18 protein-coding genes are annotated in these 21,899 nt (G+C 72.5%); 1 reads left to right on the top strand and 17 read right to left on the bottom strand.

What is annotated here, in order from left to right:
• Positions 1 to 6 precede the first annotated feature (6 nt).
• The 7 genes from ispF to KY462_08415 form a co-directional block, all read right to left on the bottom strand.
• Positions 7 to 513: a 2-C-methyl-D-erythritol 2,4-cyclodiphosphate synthase gene (ispF, locus tag KY462_08445; protein MBW3577751.1), complete on the bottom strand. Its 507-nt coding sequence runs from the start codon at positions 511 to 513 to the stop codon at positions 7 to 9.
• Positions 510 to 1,220: a 2-C-methyl-D-erythritol 4-phosphate cytidylyltransferase gene (ispD, locus tag KY462_08440; protein ID MBW3577750.1), complete on the bottom strand. Its 711-nt coding sequence runs from the start codon at positions 1,218 to 1,220 to the stop codon at positions 510 to 512. Before ispD ends, ispF begins: the two co-directional genes overlap by 4 nt.
• A 272-nt stretch (positions 1,221 to 1,492) precedes the next feature.
• On the bottom strand, positions 1,493 to 2,539 hold the full coding sequence (locus KY462_08435; GenBank protein ID MBW3577749.1) for a TRAM domain-containing protein: 1,047 nt from the start codon (positions 2,537 to 2,539) through the stop codon (positions 1,493 to 1,495).
• A 170-nt stretch (positions 2,540 to 2,709) separates the two neighbouring features.
• Positions 2,710 to 3,201 carry a CarD family transcriptional regulator gene (locus tag KY462_08430; protein MBW3577748.1) on the bottom strand — a complete coding sequence of 164 codons (492 nt, stop codon included), beginning with the start codon at positions 3,199 to 3,201 and terminating at the stop codon, positions 2,710 to 2,712.
• 214 nt (positions 3,202 to 3,415) lie between these two features.
• Entirely contained in the window at positions 3,416 to 4,546 is a 1,131-nt protein-coding gene (gene disA / locus KY462_08425; GenBank protein ID MBW3577747.1) for a DNA integrity scanning diadenylate cyclase DisA, read from the bottom strand.
• Positions 4,547 to 4,598: 52 nt separating this feature from the next.
• Positions 4,599 to 6,416, bottom strand: a complete 1,818-nt coding sequence (locus KY462_08420; protein MBW3577746.1) for an N-acetylmuramoyl-L-alanine amidase — start codon at positions 6,414 to 6,416, stop codon at positions 4,599 to 4,601.
• The gene (locus KY462_08415) at positions 6,413 to 6,706 is read right to left on the bottom strand and encodes a hypothetical protein (protein ID MBW3577745.1); all 294 of its coding nucleotides are present in this window, start codon (positions 6,704 to 6,706) and stop codon (positions 6,413 to 6,415) included. The genes KY462_08420 and KY462_08415 overlap by 4 nt, the downstream gene beginning before the upstream one ends.
• A 194-nt stretch (positions 6,707 to 6,900) precedes the next feature.
• On the opposite strand from KY462_08415, the gene KY462_08410 reads away from it, so the two are divergent.
• Positions 6,901 to 8,595 (top strand): 13E12 repeat family protein, encoded by a 1,695-nt coding sequence (locus KY462_08410; protein MBW3577744.1) that lies wholly within the window; start codon positions 6,901 to 6,903, stop codon positions 8,593 to 8,595.
• 98 nt (positions 8,596 to 8,693) lie between these two features.
• Here the strand turns inward: KY462_08410 and radA are convergent, their stop codons facing one another.
• The 10 genes from radA to panC all read right to left on the bottom strand — a co-directional run bounded on the left by radA (position 8,694) and on the right by panC (position 21,898).
• Entirely contained in the window at positions 8,694 to 10,064 is a 1,371-nt protein-coding gene (gene radA, locus KY462_08405) for a DNA repair protein RadA (GenBank protein MBW3577743.1), read from the bottom strand.
• Positions 10,065 to 10,140: 76 nt separating this feature from the next.
• The gene (locus KY462_08400) at positions 10,141 to 10,902 is read right to left on the bottom strand and encodes an A/G-specific adenine glycosylase (protein ID MBW3577742.1); all 762 of its coding nucleotides are present in this window, start codon (positions 10,900 to 10,902) and stop codon (positions 10,141 to 10,143) included.
• A 107-nt stretch (positions 10,903 to 11,009) separates the two neighbouring features.
• Positions 11,010 to 11,918, bottom strand: coding sequence for a ribonuclease Z (locus tag KY462_08395; GenBank protein MBW3577741.1), 909 nt, complete (start codon positions 11,916 to 11,918; stop codon positions 11,010 to 11,012).
• A gap of 154 nt (positions 11,919 to 12,072) precedes the next feature.
• Positions 12,073 to 14,592 carry an ATP-dependent Clp protease ATP-binding subunit gene (locus KY462_08390; protein MBW3577740.1) on the bottom strand — a complete coding sequence of 840 codons (2,520 nt, stop codon included), beginning with the start codon at positions 14,590 to 14,592 and terminating at the stop codon, positions 12,073 to 12,075.
• A 431-nt stretch (positions 14,593 to 15,023) separates the two neighbouring features.
• Complete coding sequence (locus KY462_08385; GenBank protein MBW3577739.1) at positions 15,024 to 17,015, bottom strand: S8 family serine peptidase; 1,992 nt, start codon at positions 17,013 to 17,015, stop codon at positions 15,024 to 15,026.
• 89 nt (positions 17,016 to 17,104) lie between these two features.
• Positions 17,105 to 18,667 carry a lysine--tRNA ligase gene (lysS, locus tag KY462_08380; GenBank protein MBW3577738.1) on the bottom strand — a complete coding sequence of 521 codons (1,563 nt, stop codon included), beginning with the start codon at positions 18,665 to 18,667 and terminating at the stop codon, positions 17,105 to 17,107.
• Positions 18,616 to 19,386, bottom strand: coding sequence for a type III pantothenate kinase (locus KY462_08375; GenBank protein ID MBW3577737.1), 771 nt, complete (start codon positions 19,384 to 19,386; stop codon positions 18,616 to 18,618). The genes lysS and KY462_08375 overlap by 52 nt, the downstream gene beginning before the upstream one ends.
• A 6-nt stretch (positions 19,387 to 19,392) precedes the next feature.
• Positions 19,393 to 20,469, bottom strand: a complete 1,077-nt coding sequence (gene nadC, locus KY462_08370; protein MBW3577736.1) for a carboxylating nicotinate-nucleotide diphosphorylase — start codon at positions 20,467 to 20,469, stop codon at positions 19,393 to 19,395.
• The gene (locus KY462_08365; protein ID MBW3577735.1) at positions 20,456 to 20,836 is read right to left on the bottom strand and encodes an aspartate 1-decarboxylase; all 381 of its coding nucleotides are present in this window, start codon (positions 20,834 to 20,836) and stop codon (positions 20,456 to 20,458) included. Before KY462_08365 ends, nadC begins: the two co-directional genes overlap by 14 nt.
• Positions 20,837 to 20,890: 54 nt before the next feature.
• Positions 20,891 to 21,898 (bottom strand): pantoate--beta-alanine ligase, encoded by a 1,008-nt coding sequence (gene panC, locus KY462_08360; protein MBW3577734.1) that lies wholly within the window; start codon positions 21,896 to 21,898, stop codon positions 20,891 to 20,893.
• Position 21,899: the final 1 nt, after the last annotated feature.

The following is a 21,899-nucleotide window of genomic DNA, read 5'->3' as shown; positions in this document are numbered from 1 at the left end:
CGCAGCCTAAACGGGGGGCGGGGCGCCGTCCGAACCCGACCGGACGAGGCAACACGTGGCCAGGCACGCGATCCCCTCGGCCCGGCCGACCGCACCGAGGCGGTCGGCCGAGGTGATCTTCACCGAGACGTCACCGTGGGGCAGGCCCAGTCGGGTCGCCACCCGGACGCGCATCGCGTCGCGGAACGTCGCCAGAGGCGGACGCTGGGCCACGACCACACAGTCGAGGTTGCTGATGCGCCAGCCGACCTCCGCGACCTGTGTCGCGACGCGGGCCAGCAGCTCCAGCGACGAGGTCCCGGCCAGGGCGGGATCGTCGACCCCGAACTGGCTGCCCAGGTCGCCCAGCGCCGCGGCGCCCAACAGGGCGTCGGCGAACGCGTGCGCGACCACGTCGGCGTCCGAGTGGCCGGCCAGCCCAGGCGCGCCGGGGATCTCGATCCCGGCCAGCACCAGCGGTCGCGAGCGGTCGTCGGCGAAGGCGTGCACGTCGAAGCCAGTCCCGACCCTCACGGGCGGGTCCCACGAACGATCGCGACGGCGACCAGCAGATCCTCGGGGTGGGTGACCTTCAGGTCGCGCGGGTCGCCCCGCACCAGCCGAACCCGGCCGCCCACGGCACCGGCGGCGATGGCTTCCTCGACCAAGGACAGGTCGTCGGTGGCGTCGCGACCGCGCGCCCAGTCGAGCGTGGTTTCCAGGACGTCGCGGCGGATCACCTGCGGGGTGTGGACCGCCCACAGGCCGCCCCGCCCGACCGTGGCGAGCACGTCGCCGCCGGCGCCCACCCGCTTCAAGGTGTCGGTCACCGGCAGACCGGGAGCCGCCGCCACCACGTCGCCGGTCACGGCCTCGACCGCGTCGGCGATGACGGCCGGGGGGACCAGCGGGCGGGCGGCGTCGTGGATGGCCACCAGCTCGCTGCCCGGCACCAGCGCCTCCACCCCGCGACGGACGCTGGCTGACCGGCTGGTACCACCCGCGACCAGGGCGACGTCGCTGCCGGCGACGGCGCGGAAATCGGATCCGGCGCCCGGTGGGTGCACCACCACGACGGCGGTGATGGCCCGGACCGCCCGCAGGGTGGTGAGCGTGAGATCGAGGAGCGGCCGTCCGTCGACCTCGACCAGCGCCTTGGGCCGACCGGCGCCGGCGTCAGCGAGTCGCTGCCCGCGGCCGGCCGCGACCACGACCGCGGTGACCTCGCTCACCGGTGCCACGCGTCGGTCGTGGTCCGTTCCGGCTCGGTCCTCGGGACTTCTGCCGGCTGGCGGGGCGCCGCTGACCGGTACACCTCCGCGTCGCCCCTGCGGGGCGCCGCTGATCTCACTGGCACACCTCCGACTCTCGCGTCGCCCCTGCGGGGCGTCGCTCACCGGTACACCTCCGTCGCGGTCTTAGGAGACCTAAGACAGCTCCTCTCGCGTCGCCCCTGCGGGGCGTCGCTCACCGGTACACCTCCCACTCTCGCGCCGCTCCCGCGGAGCGTCGCTCACCGGTCCTGCAGGGTCGCGAAGACCATGCGCCCGTTGCGGTTCTGCAACAGCGACGCGACCTCCGCGGTCACCTGCTCTCCGACGTGCGGGCGGGCGCGCTCGACGACGACCATCGTGCCGTCAGGCAGGTACCCGACGCCCTGCCCCGGTTCCCGACCCGGCTTGTTGATCCTGATCTCGATGCGGTCGCCGGGCAGGACGGGCGGGCGGAGAGCCTCGGCCAGCGCGTGCAGGTTCAGCACCCGCACGCCGGAGATCTCGGCGACACGGGACAGGTTCGCGTCGACGGTCAGCAGCGCCGCGCGCCGCTCACGGGCGAGCGCGGCGAGCTTGGCGTCGACGTCGGCGAACTGCGCGACCTCGTCGTCTGTGACCTCCACACCGACGACCTGTTCGTGTTGGAGGCGCTGCAGGGTCTCGAGGCCGCGGCGGCCGGCCCGTCGCCGCCGCGGCTCCTCGGTGTCGGCCAGGCGCTGCAGCTCGTCGAGGACGAAGCGCGGGATGACCACGGTGCCCTCCAGGAAGCCACCGCGGGCGACCTCGAGGATCCGGCCGTCGATCAGCGCCGAGGTGTCGACGAGCTTGGTGATGCCACCGCGGGTGGGCGTGGTGACCTCGATGCGACCGCGAGCGCCCAGGAAGCGCAGCAGGTCACCGCCGCGGGCAGCCCCCAGCCGCCCACCGACGTACATGGCGATCGCGGCGACGGTGATCGCCGCCGGCACCGTGACCGCCTTGTAGGGCAGGACCAGGACCGGCGTGAGCAGCAGCGCAGCCAGCAGCCCGGCGACGGCGGCACCCAGCACCGCCGAGATCAACACGGCCGCGTCGACACGGCGCAGACGGGCCTCGGCGGCGTCGACGCCGGACAGGAACCCACGGCCGAGGACCCCCCCGGCGACGTAGCCGACCAGCGCGCCCAGGACCGACGCGATCAGGCGGGTGGTCGTCAGATCCACCGGCGCGACATCGGGACCAAGGAGCTGATCGACGGGGGGTCCGACGGCGAAGCCGCCGGCGGTGAAACCCAGGACGACCACCAACCGGATCAGCTCGACCGCCCACGGAGCGCCCCGACGTGGACCCGGGGGCCGAGGGGGACGGGGATCAGCCGGTGCGGGCGGAGTGGAACCCGAGTCGTCGGTTCGGTCGCCGGCCTCGCGCGTCCGCATGGCCGTAAGGGTACTGCCGTGAGGTGATGGTCCCGGTCGGGTCAGCCCTGCGCCTCGGCGAGGGTCTTGTTGACCAGCTCCTCGGCCTTCTCCTCGTCCTTCTTGATCGCGACGGCGAGCTCGGACAGCAGGATCTGCTTGGCCTTGGTCAGCATGCGCTTCTCTCCCGCTGACAGGCCCTTGTCCTTCTCCCGTGTGCACAGGTTACGGAGGACCTCGGCGACCTGGTAGATGTCGCCCGAGCGGAGCTTTTCGTAGTTGGCCTTGAACCGCCGCGACCAGTTGCCCGCCTGCTTGCCTTCGGGCTGGCGCAGGATGTCGAGGACCTTCTCGACCTCCTTCTTGGTCACCACGTCGCGGACACCGCACTCCTCGACCGAGTCCTGAGGGACCATGACGGTCAGGTCGCCGTAGGTCAGGCGGAGAACGAAGTACTCGCGCTTCTCGCCTCTCAGTTCGCGGGTCTCCACCTTCTCGATGATCGCGGCGCCGTGGTGGGGGTAGACGACGGTGTCGCCGACGGCGAAGACCATGGGAACTCCTTGCTAGACGTGGCTGCGGCACGCGGGCCTGGGCTCGCGTCGCCGCGGTGGCTCTGGGCACATCGAGGATGCGTCATGGCCCTGTCACGGCTAGCTCGGCCCATCGGCGTCGCGACCGGGTTCGGGCCTTCGATCTCGGGGATGTGTCGTTCCAGGCTATCACAGGCCCCAGGAGCCCCTCAACAGCTGCACTGGGTCAACGGGATCACACGTAGCGTTCGAGAAGCGTTGATTCGGCCAAGCGCGCCAGCCCGTCCTTGATCGACCGGGCCCGTGCCGCACCGACTCCTTCGACGTCGTCGAGGTCCTCCAGGCTCGCGGCCATGACGCCCTGCAGGTTGGTGAAGCGCTTGACGAGCTTCTCGATCACCGGGTCGGGAACCCGCGGAATCTTGGTCAGCAGCCGGTAGCCGCGGGGCGCCACCGCCTGATCCACCTCGTCCGGGTCGTAGGCCAGTGCCTTGGCGATCCGTTCCAGCTCGAGGAGCTCCTCGGTGGACAGCGAAGACAGCTCATCGAGGACGGTCTCGAGCTTGCGGCGCCGGTCGGCCAGGTAGTCCTGCACGACCAGGGCGCGCTCGTCTTGCACCTGGGACATCAGTTCGTCGAGTTGCAGCTGGATCAGCCGACCTTCGCTGCCGAGCTCGACGACGTAGTCCTCGATCTCCTCGGCGATGCGGACCACCATCTCGGCACGCTGCAGGACCTGTACGACATCGCGGACTGTGACGTTGTCCTCGATCTCGAGCGCTGACAGCGAGGCGGAACCCTCGTCGAGTCGAACCCGGTACCGCTCCAGCGTCGCCAGGGCCTGGTTCGCCCGGACCAGCAGCGACGAAACGTCCTCCAGGACGATCTTCCCGCTGTTGATGTACAGGGTCACGATCCGCATCGACTCGCTGACCGAGATCACCGGGACCTTGCACTGCCTGGCGACGCGCTCGGCCGTGCGGTGGCGCGTGCCGGTCTCGTCGGTGCTGATCGACGGGTTGGGGACCAGGTGGACGTTGGCACGCAGGATCCGCTCCCCGTCGTCGGAGAGGATGATCGCCCCGTCCATCTTCGCCAGCTCGGACAGGCGCTGCGCGGTGCAGTTGATGTCCACGTCGAAGCCACCGGAGATCACCGGCTCGACCTGCGAGTTCATCCCGATGACGATCAGCGCCCCGCGGTGACCAGCGATGACCCGTTGGACGGCCTCGCGCAGCACGGTCCCCGGGGACAGCTTGGCGAGCACGGCGCGGTACTGCTCGTCGCGCCGGTGGGGCTGCACGCTCGTCCTCTCGGTCGCCGCGGGGCGGAGCGTACCAACCGACCGGTAAGGCCCGTTCGGCACCGCCCCGCGGAGATGCGAAGCCGCGCTCGAGATCCTCCGACCGGGCCGCGCGTCAGAACGTCGTCGTGACCCGGTTCGAGCAGACGGTCGGGTCGCTGCGCAGGCACACCCAGTGCGTGTACGTCGCGCTGCCCTTCGCCGCGATCACGTCCGTGAACGACGAGCCGTCGACGTCGGCGACGTGGACATCGTCGCGGTGGACGGAGACGGCGGTCGCACCGGTCCACGACAGGTCGACGCGGTGCTCGCCCTTCGTCTTCCAGCCGCTCGCGCCGAGCTCGATGCTCACGGCGGCGGCGGTCGTCACGCCGTCCGACACCGTCCAGGCCGACGCGCCGGCGCGGTTCACGGCCCGGACCCGGTACCAGTAGGCCGTCGACGACCGCAGCCCACCGTCGTCGTACGCGGTGCTGTCCGCAGCGACCGATGCGACCGACGTCCAGCTCCCGTCGGGTGCGGTCGCCGACTCGCTCGTCCGCTGGACCTCGTATCCGGCCTCCGTGGTGACGTCCGTCCACGTGACCCGGGCGGTCGTCGCACCCGTCGACGATGCCGTCACCGTGTCGGGCGCCGGGGGAGGATCGCTGACCACCGTGGAGTCGGACCGGATGAAGAGGTGGTCGACGTCGATCGTGTCGAGGCTCTGGTTGCCCGCCGCCCGATCGGCGTCGGTCACCCGGACCTTCACGGCCCCGCGGGTGCCGGCCGGCATGGCGGCGGTCGAGACACCGCCGGTGCCAGCGGCCACGGTCACCAGGGGCCAGTACGTCGCTCCTCCGTCGGTGGAGTACGCGAACGCGAAGTCCTCGGCGGACGAGGTCGCGGAGGCGCCGACGGAGAAGGTCACCGTGTCGCCGCCGGTCACGCTCACGTCCCAAGCGTGCTCGAGCAGCGACGTGCGTGTCGACGGCTTGCCACCGGACTCGACCTCCGTGAGCGCCTCGACGGCGCCCCCGGCGGCATGGGTGTCGAGGTACGAGCCGGTCACGGTCGCGCTGACCGTCGACTCCGCCGCGGCGACGTCATCGGCCACGGTGGACGTCGCCGGCGTCGAGCCCGACAGGCGGCTGGCGACGTCCGTCCTGACCGCCGGTAGGTCGTCGTAGAAGACGCCTCCCGGGCACTCGGTCGCCGTGAAGTCACGGTGTCCGGAGATCGTCTTCACGGTCCGGCGGTTCACCCCGTTGTCGTAGTCGACCGTTCCCTCAGGGTCCAGGCCGTGGCGCCCCGACAGCTCGGCGAGGTACTCGACGAGGGCCTCACGGGCAGCTGCCTTCGCAGGGACGTCCGTGAGCGTGCCGAGCAGCGCGACACCGAAGTTGCCGGTGTTGTAGCCGCCGGTGTGGGCGCCCGTCACGATCTCGGAGGTGCTCGCCGTCGTGCGGTGCCCGAACTCCCACCCGGTGCCGCCCGCGTCGAGACACGAGGGGCTGTCACTGCCCGACCAGCGTCCCTCGTAGACGGTCCCGTCCTCGGAGATCAGCGCCTGGTAGCCGATGTCGTCCCACCCGTTCGTGCGCACGTGGTAGGTGTAGATCGCGCGGACGCGCGCATCCGGGTCCGGGTCGTCGTTCTGCGTCGCGGTGTGGTGGACCGTCAGCACCTGAACCGGGGCGTAGCTGCGGTCGCTCGTGCGCAGGCTCTCGTCCGCCGACCAGTCGGCCCGCGACTTGCACGTCGTCACGGCGTCGGCGGACGCCGCCGGGCGACGTCCGACGACCTCCGGAGGGCCGTCCGTGGTGTTCAGCGCCGCGGCGCGGGCGGCGCGCGCGAACGCCGGTAGGCCCCTGATCTGGTAGGCCTCGGCGTCGTCACCGGAGACGAGCGCTGCCGTCCACTGTCCCGGCGCCTGCGCGCCGTCCTCGGTCATCGGCGTCCACGGACCCCACACCCACCGTTGCGGAAACGCGCCGCGAGCCCGGCGACGCCCTCGTGCACGTCGCCGGGACCGTGGTCGTGATCGGCGTCGGCGCCCTCCGGCAGGTCGAACACCACACCGAGGTCGTCGATGGGGAACCCGGGCTCGACCGGCGCGGAGGTGACCGGGTGCTCGTGGTACAGCGTCCGTGGTCGCGTCACGGCCTCCGCGAGCGTGGTCGGCAGGACGAGGCCGGACGCCACGACGGCGAGCGTCAGCGTCAGCGTCAGGATGCGACGCATGCTGTCCCCGATGCGTTCACGTTCGGAAGCGGCCGACCTCGGTCAAGACGGCCGGACTGTACCGGGTTGTGGGCGCTGACCGGCCGGAGAGCCGGAGGCTGCGCGGACGCGGTCTCCGGTTTTCCCCAGCGTCGAGTGGGTCGGGCGGGCGGATGTCACACCCCGAACGTACGTTCGTGGGCATGGATGAGACCATGGAGAAGACGACCATGGAGAAGACGACCATGGACGAGACGACCATGGACGACACAAGGAACGACCGCACGGACCGGGCCGGCGACGCGCACATGGAGCGCGCCGACGGACGTCACGTCGGTGGTGCCGAGGGCGGTCGTGTCGAGCACCACGACGCCGCGCACGGTCACGGCCGCCACGACCTGGATGAGGCCACGGGTGATCTGGCGGCGTTGACGCAGGCGGTCCGCGCCTCGGAGCGTGCGATCGCGACGGCGGTGTCGTTGGCGTCGAAGGTGGCGGCCTCAGGGGTGTGTGAGAAGGTCGAGGGCATGCCCCTGGAGTGGTGGCTGGCCAACACCTGCCGGCTGATCGGTTCGGATCTCAGCACGCTGCTGACCGCCTCGGATGTGCTGGGCCACATGCCGGTGCTGGCGGGACTGTTCCGGGAGGGCAAGGTGTCGTGGGGGCAGGTGCGCACCATCACCCAACGCGCCAAGCGTCTGGACCGCGAACAGCGGGCGTGGCTGGACGAACGCATCGACGCCAGCGTGCGCCGCTTCGGTGGGATCGACGGCTACGCCCCAGACGATCTGCTGTGGGCGGTCGACCGGGCGCTGGACGAGACCCTGGCCGCCGCCAGCGTGCGCCAGCGTGAACGGCGCCAGCAGACCGCCAGCTTCCTGGCCATCCAGGGCTGCCTGGACGGCAGCGCCGACTTCTGGGGTCACGCCGCACCGGCCGACACCGCCGTGATCACGAACGCCCTGCGACGCGCCACCGACCTGTCCGACCTCCACGACCACGCCGGCGACGACCATGACACTGACCACACCAACGGCGACGGCGACGACGCCGGCGAGGATGGGGACGGCGACGGCGACGGCCGCGACGAGGCGGGTGCCGACCGGCGGATGAGCCTGGGCCGAGCCCGCTTCGACGGGCTGCGCCGAATCCTGACCGAGTGGATGGGCGGCTCGCCGGGGCGGCCAGCCCGCCCATCGATGGTGGTCAGCCTGGACATCTCACGGGTGACCGAGACCGTCGCGGGCTGGCTGGAGACCGGCCTGGCCGGTCGCATGCCCACGGTGTCGGCCGCGCTGGCCGAGATCATCGCCAAGGACGCCGACATCCGCGCGGTCATCTACGACGGTGCCGAACCCCTGGCCGTGTCCCGCAAGCTCCACGCCGAGCACATCCCTGCCGCCACCCGCCTGGCCGTGCGCGTGCGCGACCGCGGCGACCGGTTCCCCGGCTCGCCGCTGACCATCGATCACCTGCACCACCTGCGGGAGCGCCGCCGCGGCGGTGACCACCACGGGCTGAACCTGGCCGGGCTGTCCCAGCGGTCGCACACCACCATCCACGACCACGGATGGAAGACCCGCCTGGATTCCGACACCGCCGAGTTCGCCGTGAGCCGCGAGGGGCGAAGCTTCCGGTCGCTGCCGCGCGGCACCCCTCTCGAGCCCGCCCGCGACCGGCGGCGCCCACCCCGGTCCGAGGCCGGCCGTCGCCGGCGACGGCCCGGGTGGGATCTCGACGACCTCGCCGAGGCCATCCACCGCGACGGGCACCGCCACCGAGACCGGGTCGATCAGGTCGTGCCCGGCTCACCTGGTCACCCGCCGCACGGAACCGACCCCGGTGCCCGGAATCGCGCGCCCAGCGAGCCCCGCGGCGATCCTCGGGGCGGCCCGCCCGTGCCCTTCTGACCACCACGCACAACGACGCGAGCGACCACGCGCACGTCGACATCGCCGACGCGGACCGTCGGGACCCGACGACGACGTCGCGGCCAACTGCGATCGCGTCAACGGGCGCGCCCCAGCCCGACCGCCAACGCGGAGCTCAACCCACCGACGCGGTGCAGCGTCAGGCCGTGGTCCGGCCCGTCGTACCCCGAGGCGACGACGGCGTGACCGAACCCGAGGCGGGCGGCCTCACCCAGGCGACGGGCCAGCTGGGGAGCGGGGCGGATCTCACCGGCCAGACCGACCTCGCCGACCGCGACGAGCGAACGCGGGACCGGCCGGTCGAGCCGCGACGACGCGACCGCCAGGCAGACCGCGAGGTCGACGGCGGGCTCGCGCAGCCGCACGCCACCGACAGCGCTGGCGAACAGGTCGTGCCCGGCGAGATCGACCGCGGCGCGTCGCTGCAGGACGGCGCACAGCAGCGGCAGCCGGGCGGCGTCGATCCCGCTGGCCTGCCGGCGCGGGACGCTCACCGTCGAGCGGACGACCAGGGCCTGGACCTCGACCGTCAGTGGGCGCGGACCCTCCACCGCAACCGTGACAGCGACGCCGGACGGGTCGCCGTCGTGCCCGCTCAGGAACAGCTTCGACGGGTCGGGGACCTCACGCAGGCCGTCGCTGCCCATCTCGAAGCAGCCGACCTCGCCCGCCGCCCCGAAGCGGTTCTTCACCCCGCGCAGCAGGCGCAGCGCGTGGATCCGCTCGCCTTCGAACGCGCACACCACGTCGACGAGGTGCTGCAGGACGCGCGGGCCGGCCAGCTCACCGTCCTTGGTGACGTGACCGACCAGCACGGTCGCCGTGCCCGTCCGCTTCGCCAGACGCACGATCGCCGCGGCGCACTCGCGGACTTGCGCGATCGAACCGGGCGCCGATGGCAACGCCGGGTTCGACAGGGTCTGCAGCGAGTCGAGCACCAGCACATCGGGGCGGTGACGGTCGACGAGCGCGGCAACCGCCGGAAGCGACGCGTCGGACGCCACCAGGAGCGTGGGAGCGAGCGCACCGAGCCGTTCAGCGCGGAGGCGGACCTGGCCGGTGGACTCCTCTCCCGAGATGTACAGGACGGTGCGCTCGGCGCGGGCGATGCGCTGGGCGGCCTGCAACAGCAGGGTGGACTTGCCGATGCCCGGCTCGCCGCCGAGCAGCGCCGCGACGCCGGGGACCAACCCGCCACCGAGGACCCGGTCGAACTCGGCGAGCCCGGTCGAGATCCTTCCGACCTCGCCCAGCGGGACGTGGGCGATCGGCGCCGCCGACGCGGCTGCGGCGTTCGCCGCCCCCACCGGCGTGTGCGCTGTGGGCGCGACGACCGGCTGCTCCTCGGACATCGACCCCCACGCCCCGCAGGTCGGGCACCGCCCCACCCACCGCGGCTCGGCGTGCCCACACTCACAGCAGCGCGAAACCGACCGGACCTTGACCACAACTGCCTCGCTCCCACGGTGCCACGTCAGCGCCGCGACCGTACGAGCCGGGTGCGACGCGGCGGCGGGCCCGGCGTCAGGACGGCAGCGCCAGCATCCCGTCGGTGACCTCGGCGAGCCCGTCGGCGACCAGGCGATCGCAGATCCGCCGGGCCCGGTCGGGGTGGTGGGGCCAGCCGGCAGCGTCCGCGACGTGCTCGAGCGGCAGCGGGCCGCCACGCAGCGCCGCAACCAGCCGTCCCCGGCCCTGACGGTCGGACCCGCCGAACGGTGGTTGGCGGACGCTGGACCCGGCACTGCCGTCGGCGGGGTCAGGCGCCGCCCACCCGGTCGCTGCCCAGGCGCACTGGTCGATCGTCGGGCACCGGCCACAGCGGGGCGCCCGCCGGGTGCACACGGTCGCCCCCAGGTCGAGCACGGACTGGTTCCACTCCCACGCCCGTCCGGGGGGGACCAACGCGTCGGCGATGGCCTGCACCCGCCGGCGGTCGAGCGGCTCACCCGCGACGGCGCGGGCCACGACCCGCGCGGCGTTGGTGTCGACGACCCCGTGGTCGCGTTCGAAGGCGAAGGCCAGCACCGCGCGGGCTGTGTAGGGTCCCACCCCCGGTAGCGCCAGCAACGCGTCCAGGTCGTCGGGGACGCGCCCGTCGTGGTCGGCGACGATCGCGGTCGCCGCCCGGTGCAGCAGCACGGCCCGTCGGTTGTACCCCAGGCCGTCCCAGCACCGCACGATCCGGGCCGGCGAGGCAGCGGCGCACGCTGCGGCGGTGGGGACCGCCTCGAGGAAGGCCACGTAGCGCGGCACGACCCGGGCGACGCCGGTCTGCTGCAGCATCGTCTCGGCCACCAGCACCGCCCACGGGTCGCGGGTGCGCCGCCACGGCAGGTCGCGTCGAGTGCGCCGTCCCCACTCCAACACGGCGTCGACGAACGACGGTCCGCTCACCGCCGGGGCGGCACGGCGACGCGGTCGAGGTCGCGCGCGACGACGACGTCGGGGAAGATCGGTGCGGCCTCGGCGTGGAACGCGTCCGCGTCGGCGTACCGCTGCGAGAAATGGGTCAGCACCAGCCGGCGGGCGCCGGCCTCGGCGGCGATGCGGGCGGCCTGCGCGGCGGTGAGGTGTCCGTAGCGGCGGGCCAGCTCCTGGTCGCGTGACAGGAACGTCGCCTCACAGACCAGCAGGTCCGCCTCGGCGGCCAGCTCGAACGCTGCCTCGCACAGCGCCGTGTCCATCACGAACGCGAAGCGCTGTCCGGGGCGCGGCTCGCTGACCTCCTCGACGGTCACGCGGCGCCCGCCGGCTTCGATCGTCCCCTCGCGCTGCAGGCGTCCGATGTCCGGGCCGCGCACACCCGCCGCCTCGAGTCGGTCGGGCAGCATGCGTCGGCCGGGTGGTTCCTCCACCCGCCACCCCAGCGTGTCCACACGGTGCTCGAGGCGGCGGGCGACGAGGTCGAACGGCGGGGCGGTCGCCACCGCGCCCTCCCGGCAGGGATGCGGACGCACCTCGATCGCTTCCTCGAACATCGCGGCGCGGCGGAGCCGTTCGACGTGCGCTGCTGCGCTCGCGGGGAAGTACAGGTCGACCGGGTGCGGCACGCGGTCCAGCGACAGGCGCTGCAGCATCCCGGGAAGCCCCAGGCAGTGGTCGCCGTGGAGGTGGGTGAGACAGATGCGGGTCACCGACGTCGGCGCGACCCCGGCCAACGTGAACTGGCGCTGCGTGCCCTCTCCCGGGTCGAACAGCAGCCCCTCACCGTCCCACCGCAGCAGGTAGCCGTTGTGGTTGCGGTCGCGGGTCGGGACCTGGCTGGCCGTGCCGAGCACCACCAGTTCACGTTGTGACACGACAGCGCCCTCTGGGGTCGCCGGCGGAGCCGGCGGGCGGGGGGGAGATGACCGGGTCCTGCCCGGCCACGCGAACCATGCCGCGGCCGCGGTTGTGACAAGGCGTGAGCCCCGCCGGCGGGGCGGGGCTCACGCTCGTCGTCGTGGCGGTGACCTACTCGGCCTTGTCCTCGTCGTCGCCGCCGGTGGCAGCCAGCTCGACCGGGGGCACGTCGGGTGCCTCGGGCGAGTCGACGGCCCGGAAGACGACCTCGTCGTCCTCCACGTCGGCGATGATCAGCTGCCCGGCGTGGTAGTCACCGTGGAGCAGCGCCTCGGAGAGGCGGTCCTCCACCTCCCGCTGGATGGTGCGGCGGAGCGGGCGGGCACCCAGCTGCGGGTCGTACCCCTTCTCGGCGAGCCAGCCCTTGAGCTGGTCGGTCAGCTCCAGATCGAGCTGGCGGCTGGTGAGCTGCTCCTTCACGCGGCGGACCATCAGGTCCACGATGTTCTTCACCTCTTCCTTGGTGAGCTGGTGGAAGACGATGACCTCATCGATCCGGTTGAGGAACTCCGGCCGGAAGTGGCGCTTGAGCTCGTCGTCGACCTTGGCCTTCATCTTGTCGTACAGCGAGCGCTCGTCGGTCTTGGCGGCGAAGCCGACCGCCGGGGCGCCGATGTCACGGGTCCCGAGGTTGGACGTCATGATCAGGATGGTGTTCTTGAAGTCCACCGTGTGCCCCTGGGCGTCGGTCAGGCGACCGTCCTCCAGGATCTGCAGCAGCGTGTTGAACACGTCGGGGTGGGCCTTCTCGACCTCATCGAACAGCACCACGCTGAACGGGCGACGCCGGACGGCTTCGGTGAGCTGACCGCCCTCCTCGTACCCGACGTAGCCGGGCGGGGAGCCGATCAGACGGCTCACGGTGTGCTTTTCCATGTACTCGGACATGTCGAGGTGGATGAGCGCGCCCTCATCCCCGAACAGGAACTCGGCCAGCGTCTTGGCCAGCTCGGTCTTCCCCACACCGGAGGGGCCGAGGAAGATGAACGACCCGGACGGGCGCTTTGGGTCCTTCAGGCCCGAGCGCGTCCGGCGGATCGAACGCGACACCGCCGTGACCGCCTGTTCCTGGCCGACGATCCGCTTGTGCAGCTCGTCCTCCATGCGCAGCAGCTTGGCGGTCTCCTCCTCGGTCAGCTTGAACACCGGGATCCCGGTCCAGTTGGACAGGACCTCGGCGATCGTCTCCTCGTCGACGGTGAGGACGGTGTCCATGCCCTCCGAGCGCCACTCCTTCTCCCGGGCCTGGCGCTGCTCGATCAGCTTCTTCTCCTCGTCGCGCAGAGCCGCCGCGCGCTCGAAGTCCTGGGCGTCGATCGAGGACTCCTTGGCTTTGCGGGCCTCGTCGATCTTGCCGTCGAGGTCCTTGAGATCGGGGGGCGCGGTCAGCGAACGGATCCGCAGCCGCGATCCCGCCTCGTCGATCAGGTCGATCGCCTTGTCGGGGAGGAACCGGTCGGAGATGTAGCGGTCGGCGAGGTTCGCCGCGGCGACCAGCGCATCGTCGGTGATGGTCACGCGGTGGTGCGCCTCGTAACGGTCCCGCAGCCCCTTGAGGATCTCGATGGTGTGCGTCAGACCCGGCTCGTCGACCTTCACCGGCTGGAAGCGACGCTCCAGCGCAGCGTCCTTCTCCAGGTGCTTGCGGTACTCGTCGAGCGTGGTCGCGCCGACGGTCTGGATCTCACCGCGAGCCAGCATCGGCTTCAGGATGGAAGCCGCGTCGATCGCGCCTTCCGCGGCGCCCGCCCCGACCAGCGTGTGCAGCTCGTCGATGAACAGGATGATGTCGCCGCGGGTGGTGATCTCCTTCAGGACCTTCTTCAGGCGCTCCTCGAAGTCGCCGCGGTACCGCGACCCGGCCACCAGCGCACCCAGATCGAGGGTGTACAGGTGCTTGTCGCGCAGGGTCTCGGGGACGTCACCGGACACGACCCGCTGGGCGAGGCCCTCGACGATCGCGGTCTTGCCGACCCCGGGTTCTCCGATCAGGACGGGGTTGTTCTTGGTCCGCCGCGACAGGACCTGCATGACGCGCTCGATCTCGCGTTCGCGGCCGATCACCGGGTCGAGCTTGCCCTCGCGGGCCGCCTGGGTGAGGTTGCGACCGAACTGGTCCAGGATCGTCGATCCCTGGGGCGAGCCGCCGCTGGCCTCCCCGACACCGGCGCCGGCCTTGCCCGGCTCGCCACCGGCGTAGCCCGACAGCAGCTGGATGACCTGCTGGCGGACACGGTTGAGGTCGGCGCCCAGCTTCTGCAGCACCTGCGCCGCGACGCCCTCGCCTTCGCGGATCAGGCCCAGCAGGATGTGCTCGGTCCCGATGTAGTTGTGGCCGAGCTGCAAGGCCTCACGCAGGCTGAGCTCCAGGACCTTCTTCGCACGCGGCGTGAACGGGATGTGCCCGGACGGGGCGGTCTGGCCGCGCCCGATGATGTCCTGCACCTGCTCGCGGACGGCCTGCAGGGAGATGTTCATCGACTCGAGCGCCTTGGCCGCGACGCCCTCGCCCTCGTGGATGAGGCCCAGCAGGATGTGCTCGGTCCCGATGTAGTTGTGGTTGAGCATCCTCGCCTCTTCCTGGGCGAGGACCACCACCCGGCGGGCCCGGTCGGTGAACCGTTCGAACATGAGCTACAACTCCCACGTCGTGGGGGAGACGCCACCCTCGGAGCGGATGGGTGTCCCCGGACGGTCGATGCTATCCCCCGCGGTGCACCGCTTCAGGTTGGATGCGCCGGGCGTCGCCGCCTCGGCCGAGGCGTGCCGCGAGATCGTCACCAGCGTCTGGGCTGGTTGCGTCCGGTGCAACGCCGTCCCGCCGGATGATGTTCCGCGGGGTCGCAGATCCAAGCGATCGTCGCGCACCGTCCCTCCTCGCCGCCGTTCGCCCTCCTCGCAAACCGGTGGCCGGGCCGGTTCCAACCTAACAAGTGCCTGCCGGGGGCAGGCATCTCCCGCGGGGGGACGGTCGGACGGGGAGCACGTTGGCGTCACCCGAGCCTCGAGCAGGCGTCGCCGCGGCGAAGCCGTCGTCCTTGGAGAGGATCGGTCGCCACCGCTCAGCCCTCGACGAGCCGGCGCAGCCGGGCCTCGGTGTCGCTGGTGATGGCCGCGACCCCGCCGGCCAGCAGGACGTGACGGAACCGGGCCGCGCGGTCGCCGATCAGATCACGCGAGGCCGGTGACGCATCCAGGTCGTGGCCATCGATCAGCAGCAGCACACCGCCTGCGCCGCCTGCTGCGGCTCCTGCCGCCAGCCCGTCAGGGAACGACCGGCCGGTCGCGAGCCAGGTGGTGGCCAGGCTGATCCCGCGCGCCTCGGCCTCGCGGATCACCGCTGCCGATGTGCCGTAGCGGTCGGGGCCCGCCAGCCGTCGGACCGTGCGTGCCCGCCGGTCGAGCTCGCCAGCGACCGCGTCGCTGACCGAAGCGCTGCCGCCCACGATCGTGGCGTCCTGGTCGGAACCGATCGCCTGCGCCGTCGGCGGCGGGACGCTGTCGCGCGTGACGAGGAGCACCGGACGCCGGTGCGCCCCAGCCAGCCCCGAGGCGCTCAGCGCATCGGGCCAGCCTCGGGCCGGGTCGGGATGGGCGCCCTCCACGACGAAGACCTCCCCGCCGCGGGGCAGCTCCGCGGCAATCGCCGCCGCCGTGGCGTAGCGGTCGGGGCCGGCCACCCGCCGCACCGTCAGGCCGCGAGCCGCCAGGTCACGGGCGACCTGTCCCGACAGGGCCCGCTCCCCACCCAGCAACACGGCCCGCGACGCCCCCAGACGGTCGATCTCGGCGGCGGTCGCCGCGGCGAGCCGGTCGTGGCCGGTCAACAGCAGCGGACCGCCGATGTGCGCGGCGAGCGGGGCGCCGACCAGCGCATCGGCGTACACGTCGGCGCGGGCCACGACGACCGTGCCCGCCCGGGCGTGGGTCCGGCGCGACACCGCCGCGGCGGTCGCGATCCGCTCGGGTCCGGCGTGGCGTTCCACGACCCGTGTCCGGCCCACCGGGACGGCGACGGCCGCAGCGGCGTCCACGATCCCGTACCCGTACACCGGGGTGTACACGCCGCGCTGGTCGGTCAGCGGCGTGCGGGCGGTGACCTTCAGCACCTCGATCACCGCACCCGCGGGACGACCCTGAGCCAGCAGCAGGGCGGCGACACCGGCCACGTGCGGGGCAGCCATCGACGTGCCGGTCCAGTACTGGTAGCCGCGATCCAGGCTGCATCTCGACGGCAGCTGCCCCGGCCACGTCGACACGATGCCTTCGCTGCACAGCAGCGGCTCACCCCCGGGGGCGGCGACCACGTTCAGGCCGGCGTCCAGCCCCCCGCTGGAGTAGATGGCGCGCTGCTCGCGACGGTCGGTGGCCACGACACAGATCACCGCCGGGTCGGACGCGGGCTCGGCGCACAGCGGCAGTGTGTCGTTGCCGGCCGCAGCGACCACCACGACCCCGCGGCCGGCCGCCTCCGTGACCGCGTCGCGCAACGTGGCCGAGCGCCCGACCAGCGGGAGGGCGCCGAGGCTGAGGTTGATGACGTGGGCGCCGTTGTCGACCGCCCAGCGCACGCCCGCCGCGATCTCCTGGACGGAACCCGTCGCCGTGTGTGACCCCGCGCGCAGGACCTTCACCGACAGGATGCCGGCGTCGGGGGCCACCGCGGCGATCCCGTGTCCGTTCCCGGTCGCGGCCGCGACGATGCCCGCGACATGCGTGCCGTGGCCTGCGCTCTCGTGAGGTGACGCGGGCTCCCCGTCGAGCCAGTCGCCGTTCCCGCAGCCGCCTGCCTGGTCGGGGCAGCCGGCGAACGTCGCGCCGCCCACGACCTTGCCGTCGAGGTCCGGATGGCCGAGGTCCACCCCGGTGTCGACCACGGCGACGACCACGCCCGCTCCGCTGGTGGCGCTCCAGGCTCGCGGTGCGCGGACCTGGTCCAGGCCCCACTGCAGGCCACTCAGCGGATCGGGGGACGCGCCGGCGCCGACGGCGGGAGCGGCAGCGACGGTCAGGACAGCAGCGAGCACGAACGCGACGGTCGAGCGCACGGTCACAGATCGCCTCGTTTGGGACGACAGGAAGAACGACCGGCGGGCCGCAAGGTTCCGCCGAGCAGCGCCGGCTCCAGCGTGGATGTCACAGATCAGGCGTGGGGGCGCAGCGTCGGGAACAGGATCACGTCGCGGATGCTCGGGACGTCGGCCAGGAGCATGACCAGCCGATCGACGCCGATCCCCAGGCCGCCGGTCGGCGGGAGCCCGAGCTCGAGCGCGGCCAGATACGGCTCGTCGACCACCATGGCTTCCTCGTCGCCGGCGGCGCGCGCCTGGCCCTGCGCTTCGAAGCGCCGGCGTTGATCGTCGGCGTCCACCAGCTCGCTGAAGGCGTTGGCGAGCTCACGGCCGACGACGATCAGCTCGAAGCGCTCGACGACGTCGGGCTTGGAGCGGTGACGGCGGGCCAACGGTGACGTCTCGATCGGGTGGTCGATCACGAAGGTGGGGTCCCAGAGGTTGCCCTCGGCCAAGGTCTCGTAGAGCTCGAAGATCAGCTTCCCGGTGCCCCACCCCGGCTGCCACGCCACACCGTGGCGGTCGCACACGCGGCGGGCATCGTCGACCGGCATCCGGTGGTCCAGGTCCTCACCGCTGGACTCGGCCGCGAGCTCAAGCACGGTCCGCCGCGGCCACGGCGTCGACAGCGACAGCGACCGTCCCTGGTAGGCCAGGTCCAGGCTCCCGACGGCCTCCTCGGCGGTGCGCCGCAGCAGCGCCTCGGTCAGGGCCATCATGTCGGTGTAGTCCGCATACGCCTGGTAGCACTCCAGCATCGTGAACTCGGGGTTGTGGCGCGGGCTCATCCCCTCGTTGCGGAAGTTGCGGTTCAACTCGAACACGCGGGTCAACCCGCCGGCGACCAGACGCTTGAGGTACAGCTCGGGGGCGATCCGCAGGAACAGGTCGACACCGAGCGTGTTGTGGTGGGTGACGAACGGGCGTGCGGCGGCCCCGCCGGGGATCGGGTGCAGCATCGGGGTCTCGACCTCGACGAACCCGCGAGCCTCGAGCTCGGCGCGGAGAGCCGCCACGACCGCCGAACGGACGACGAACGCTCGGCGGCTGTCGTCGTTGACGATCAGGTCGACCTCGCGCTGCCGGTAGCGCTGCTCGACGTCGCGCAGGCCGTGCCACTTCTCCGGAAGTGGCCGCAGGCTCTTCGACAGCAGGACCAGGTCGGTGGGCCTGACCGACAGCTCCCCCTTGCGGGTGACCACGACCTCCCCGGCGGCCCCCAACCAGTCGCCGGCGTCGAGCTCCTCGAACAGCGTCATGCCGTCCTGATCGAGGACGTCGCGGTGGCAGAACAGCTGCAGGTCGGTGCCGTCCTCGCGCAGGACCCCGAACGCCACTCGCCCCATCTCGCGCTTGGCGACCAGCCGGCCGGCGACGGTGACCTGCGCCCCGCTCTCCTCACCTGCTTGCAGGTGTCCCCAGCGCTGGCGCACCGCGGCGAGGGTGTGGGTCGGGGCGAAGCGGGGAGGGTGCGGGTCGTGACCGCGCTGGGCCAGGCTGGCAGCTTTGGCGCGACGGCCGGCGATCAGTTCGTCGAGCCGCGACCGCTCGTCCTGCGGGGAGTCCTCAGCAGGCTGGTCGGTCACGCGGTGTTCCTCTCCCAGATCAGGCGCAGACCTTTCAGGGTCAGCCATGGGTCGTGGTGGTCGATGCTGGTGCACGCCTCCAGGACGGCGGGTGCGAGCCCGCCGGTCGCGACCGTGGTCGCCTCACCACCGACCTCTCCGCGGATGCGCGCCACGATCGCGTCGACCACGCCGGCGGCGCCGTAGACCACGCCCGACTGTAGGGCCGCGACCGTCGAGGTCCCGACGGCGCTGCGGGGGGTGACGATCTCCACCTTCGGCAGGCGCGCGGCCTTGGCGACCAGCGCGTCGAACGACAGCTGCACCCCGGGTGCGATCGCCCCGCCGACGAACTTGCCGTCGCGGCTGACCACGTCGAAGGAGGTCGCCGTCCCGAAGTCCACCACGACCGACGGGGCGCCGTACAGCTGATGCGCGGCGACCGCGTTCACGATGCGGTCGGCGCCGACCTCGCGCGGGTTGTCCACCTGGACGGCGATGCCGGTCCGCGTGCCGGGTTCGACAACGACCGGCTCGAACAGGAAGTAGCGCTGGACCATCTCGCGCAGCGCCTCGGTGACCGTCGGGACGACCGAGGCGATCACCACCCCGTGGACGTTCCGCGAGAACGACAGGTCGGCGAACGCGAGCAGGCCCTGGAAGATCAGAGCGACCTCGTCGGCGGTGCGGACGGTCTCGGTCGAGATGCGCCACTGCTCGGCGAGATCGACCCCGTTGAACACCCCGACGACCGTCTGGGAGTTGCCCACGTCGACGGCGAGGAGCACGCTGCCTCAGCCGTTCTCGGGCGGTCCGAACAGCCAGTCCTCGCCGGTGTCGTCGCTGTCGCCGACGGGTCCCTCGTCCGGCTCCGCCGCCACCTCCAGCCCGACGCCGAGCCACCCGACGGCGGCGCTGAGGGCACCGACCGCGACGCCGTCCACGCCGGCGTCAGCGTAGGCGCGGACCTCGCTGACGCTGATCGGGCCGCTGGCCTCGACCCGGGCGCGGCCGGCGATCCGCTCCACGGCGACGCGCACGTCGTGGGGCGTGAGGCCGCGCAGGAGCAGCTCCGTGGCGCCGGCAACGATCGCCTGTTCGATCTCGTCGGCTGCGGTGACCTGGACCTGCACGGGCCGGGTCCCGGCGCGCTCGAGCGCTGCGCGGGCGGCTGGCCCCACGCCGCCGGCCGCCGCGATGTGGTGCTGGTTGACCAGGAGAGCATCGTGCAGGCCGACGCGTCCGTTCGTCCCGCCTCCGGCGCGGACGGCGGCCTTGTCCAGCAGCCGCAGGCCGGGGGTCGTCTGGCGCGTGTCACGGATGGCGCAGCCGGTCCCGGCGACGGCATCGACGTAGGAGCGGACGGTGGTGGCGACACCCGACAGGTGTCCGACGATGTTCAGGGCTGTCCCCTCACCGGCGAGGATCGCGCGGAGCGGGCCGCGGACGGTGGCGAGCGGGTCGCCGGCCTGCACTGCGTCACCGTCGGCCGCGTCCAGCTCGACCTCGACGCGGGGGTCGACCTGCGCGTAGACCTCTCGGATCGCCGCCACGCCGGCCACCACGCCGGGTTGGCGGGACACGACCCGCGCGGTCGCATGCTGCTGCGGTGGGACGCAGGCCTGGGACGTGAGGTCTCCGAGGGGTCCCAGGTCCTCAGCCAGCGCACGGACCACCACCCGGCGCAGGGCACGTGCGGTCTCGTCGCCATCGACGTCGACGGCTCGGGGGGGCCGCACCGGGGCGGCCGCGGGCTCGGCGACCTCGCCGGTCGGTTGATCGCCCACCCGGTCCCAGGCGTCCCCGCCCGCCGGTTCGGCCGGCTCCGGTGACGGCGCGTCGGGTTCGTCGGGGGAGCTACGCCAGCGCACCGGCGACCTCGGGCCCGACCGCGGTGACGCGGTTGGCGTCGTCGACGAACACGACCGTGGGTCGGTGCGAGACGGCCTCTGCCTCGTCGAACTGGGCGTAGCTGATCACGATCACGCGGTCACCGGGATGTACCAGACGTGCGGCTGGCCCGTTGAGCGCGACCACCCCCGACCCGGACCTGTCGGGGATCACGTACGTCTCGAGGCGCGCGCCGTTGTCGACGTCGACGACCTGGACCTTCTCGTGCGCGATCAGGTCGGCGCGGGCCATCAGCGCCGCGTCGATCGTGATCGAGCCGACGTAGTCGAGGTTCGCCTGCGTGACGGTCGCGCGGTGGATCTTGGACTTCATCAGGGAGCGGCGCATGTGGCCTCCGTGTCGTTCCACGCGCCGGGGCGGCGCCAGGTTACAACCGGCGGATCAAGCGGACGCCGCCCCGCCGACCGCGTGGACCAGCCGCTCCTCGTCGTCGTGGTCGCCCACGACCACGTTGTCGATCAGACGCGCCGGGCCCACGTGGACCGCGACCGCGACCAGCAACCGTTCCTGACGCAGGCGACGTCCCGTGCCGGGGCCGCGCGCACTTGTGGAGACGCCGGTCCCTGTCCCGCGGGCAGGCCCGTCGGGCGGGGCGAGCGTGTCGGGGTCGACGACCGCGACGTAGTCCACATGGGCGCGTGGCTCCGCCGCGATGGTAGCGAGCGCCGCTCGCCGCAGCACCTCCGGGTCGGGTGGCTGGCCGGCATCGCGGACGCGTCGGGCGGCCTCGACCGCCGCAGCCAGCCCCCTCGACAGGCACCTGGCGGCGTTCCGGTCGGCGACGTCCAGGTAGGCGTTGCGGCTGCTCATCGCGACGCCGTCCGCCTCGCGGACGGTGGGGACGGCCACCACCTCCACGGGGATGTCGAGGTCAGCGACCATGCGACGGATGATCACCAGCTGCTGGTAATCCTTCCGGCCGAAGCATGCCACGTCCGGCTGGACCTGGTGCAGCAGCTTGGTGACCACGGTGCAGACCCCGTCGAAGTGGCCCGGCCGCGACGCCCCCTCGAGGCGATCGCTCAGGTCGCGCACCGAGACGGTGGTGTCGAGGGCGGGGTCGCTGCCCGGTCGCCATCCCGGGTACATCTCAGCGACCGTGGGGGTGTAGAGCACCGCAGGGGTCGCAGGCCCCAACGCGAGCAGTGCCGCTTCGTCGCGTTCGGCGGGGCGCGGGTAGGACAGGTAGTCCTCACCGGGGCCGAACTGCAGCGGGTTGACGAAGATCGACACGAGGACGGCGTCGGTGTGCTCGGCGGCGGCGCGGACGAGCGCCAGGTGCCCGCCGTGGAGCGCCCCCATGGTGGCGGCGAACCCGACGGTCTGTCCGCCCTGGTGGAGCGCGGCCACCGCAGCGCGGACGGACGGCACCGTCGTCACCCGCCGCACG

The sequence above is a fragment of the Actinomycetota bacterium genome (genome assembly GCA_019347675.1).
Lineage (GTDB): Bacteria > Actinomycetota > Nitriliruptoria > Nitriliruptorales > JAHWKO01 > JAHWKW01.
This window is presented reverse-complemented; position numbering and strand designations above follow the sequence as displayed.

Excerpts from the sequence above, each read along its gene's own strand:
- KY462_08430 (MBW3577748.1), bottom strand. The coding sequence starts at position 3,201 with ATGGTCTTCGCCGTCGGCGACACCGTCGTCTACCCCCACCACGGCGCC.
- KY462_08420 (MBW3577746.1), bottom strand. The coding sequence starts at position 6,416 with ATGACCGAGGACGGCGCGCAGGCGCCGGGACAGTGGACGGCAGCGCTC.
- KY462_08415 (MBW3577745.1), bottom strand. The coding sequence starts at position 6,706 with ATGCGTCGCATCCTGACGCTGACGCTGACGCTCGCCGTCGTGGCGTCC.
- KY462_08410 (MBW3577744.1), top strand. The coding sequence starts at position 6,901 with ATGGAGAAGACGACCATGGAGAAGACGACCATGGACGAGACGACCATG.
- KY462_08400 (MBW3577742.1), bottom strand. The coding sequence starts at position 10,902 with ATGCTGCAGCAGACCGGCGTCGCCCGGGTCGTGCCGCGCTACGTGGCC.
- KY462_08390 (MBW3577740.1), bottom strand. The coding sequence starts at position 14,592 with ATGTTCGAACGGTTCACCGACCGGGCCCGCCGGGTGGTGGTCCTCGCC.
- lysS (MBW3577738.1), bottom strand. The coding sequence starts at position 18,667 with ATGGCTGACCCTGAAAGGTCTGCGCCTGATCTGGGAGAGGAACACCGC.
- KY462_08365 (MBW3577735.1), bottom strand. The coding sequence starts at position 20,836 with ATGCGCCGCTCCCTGATGAAGTCCAAGATCCACCGCGCGACCGTCACG.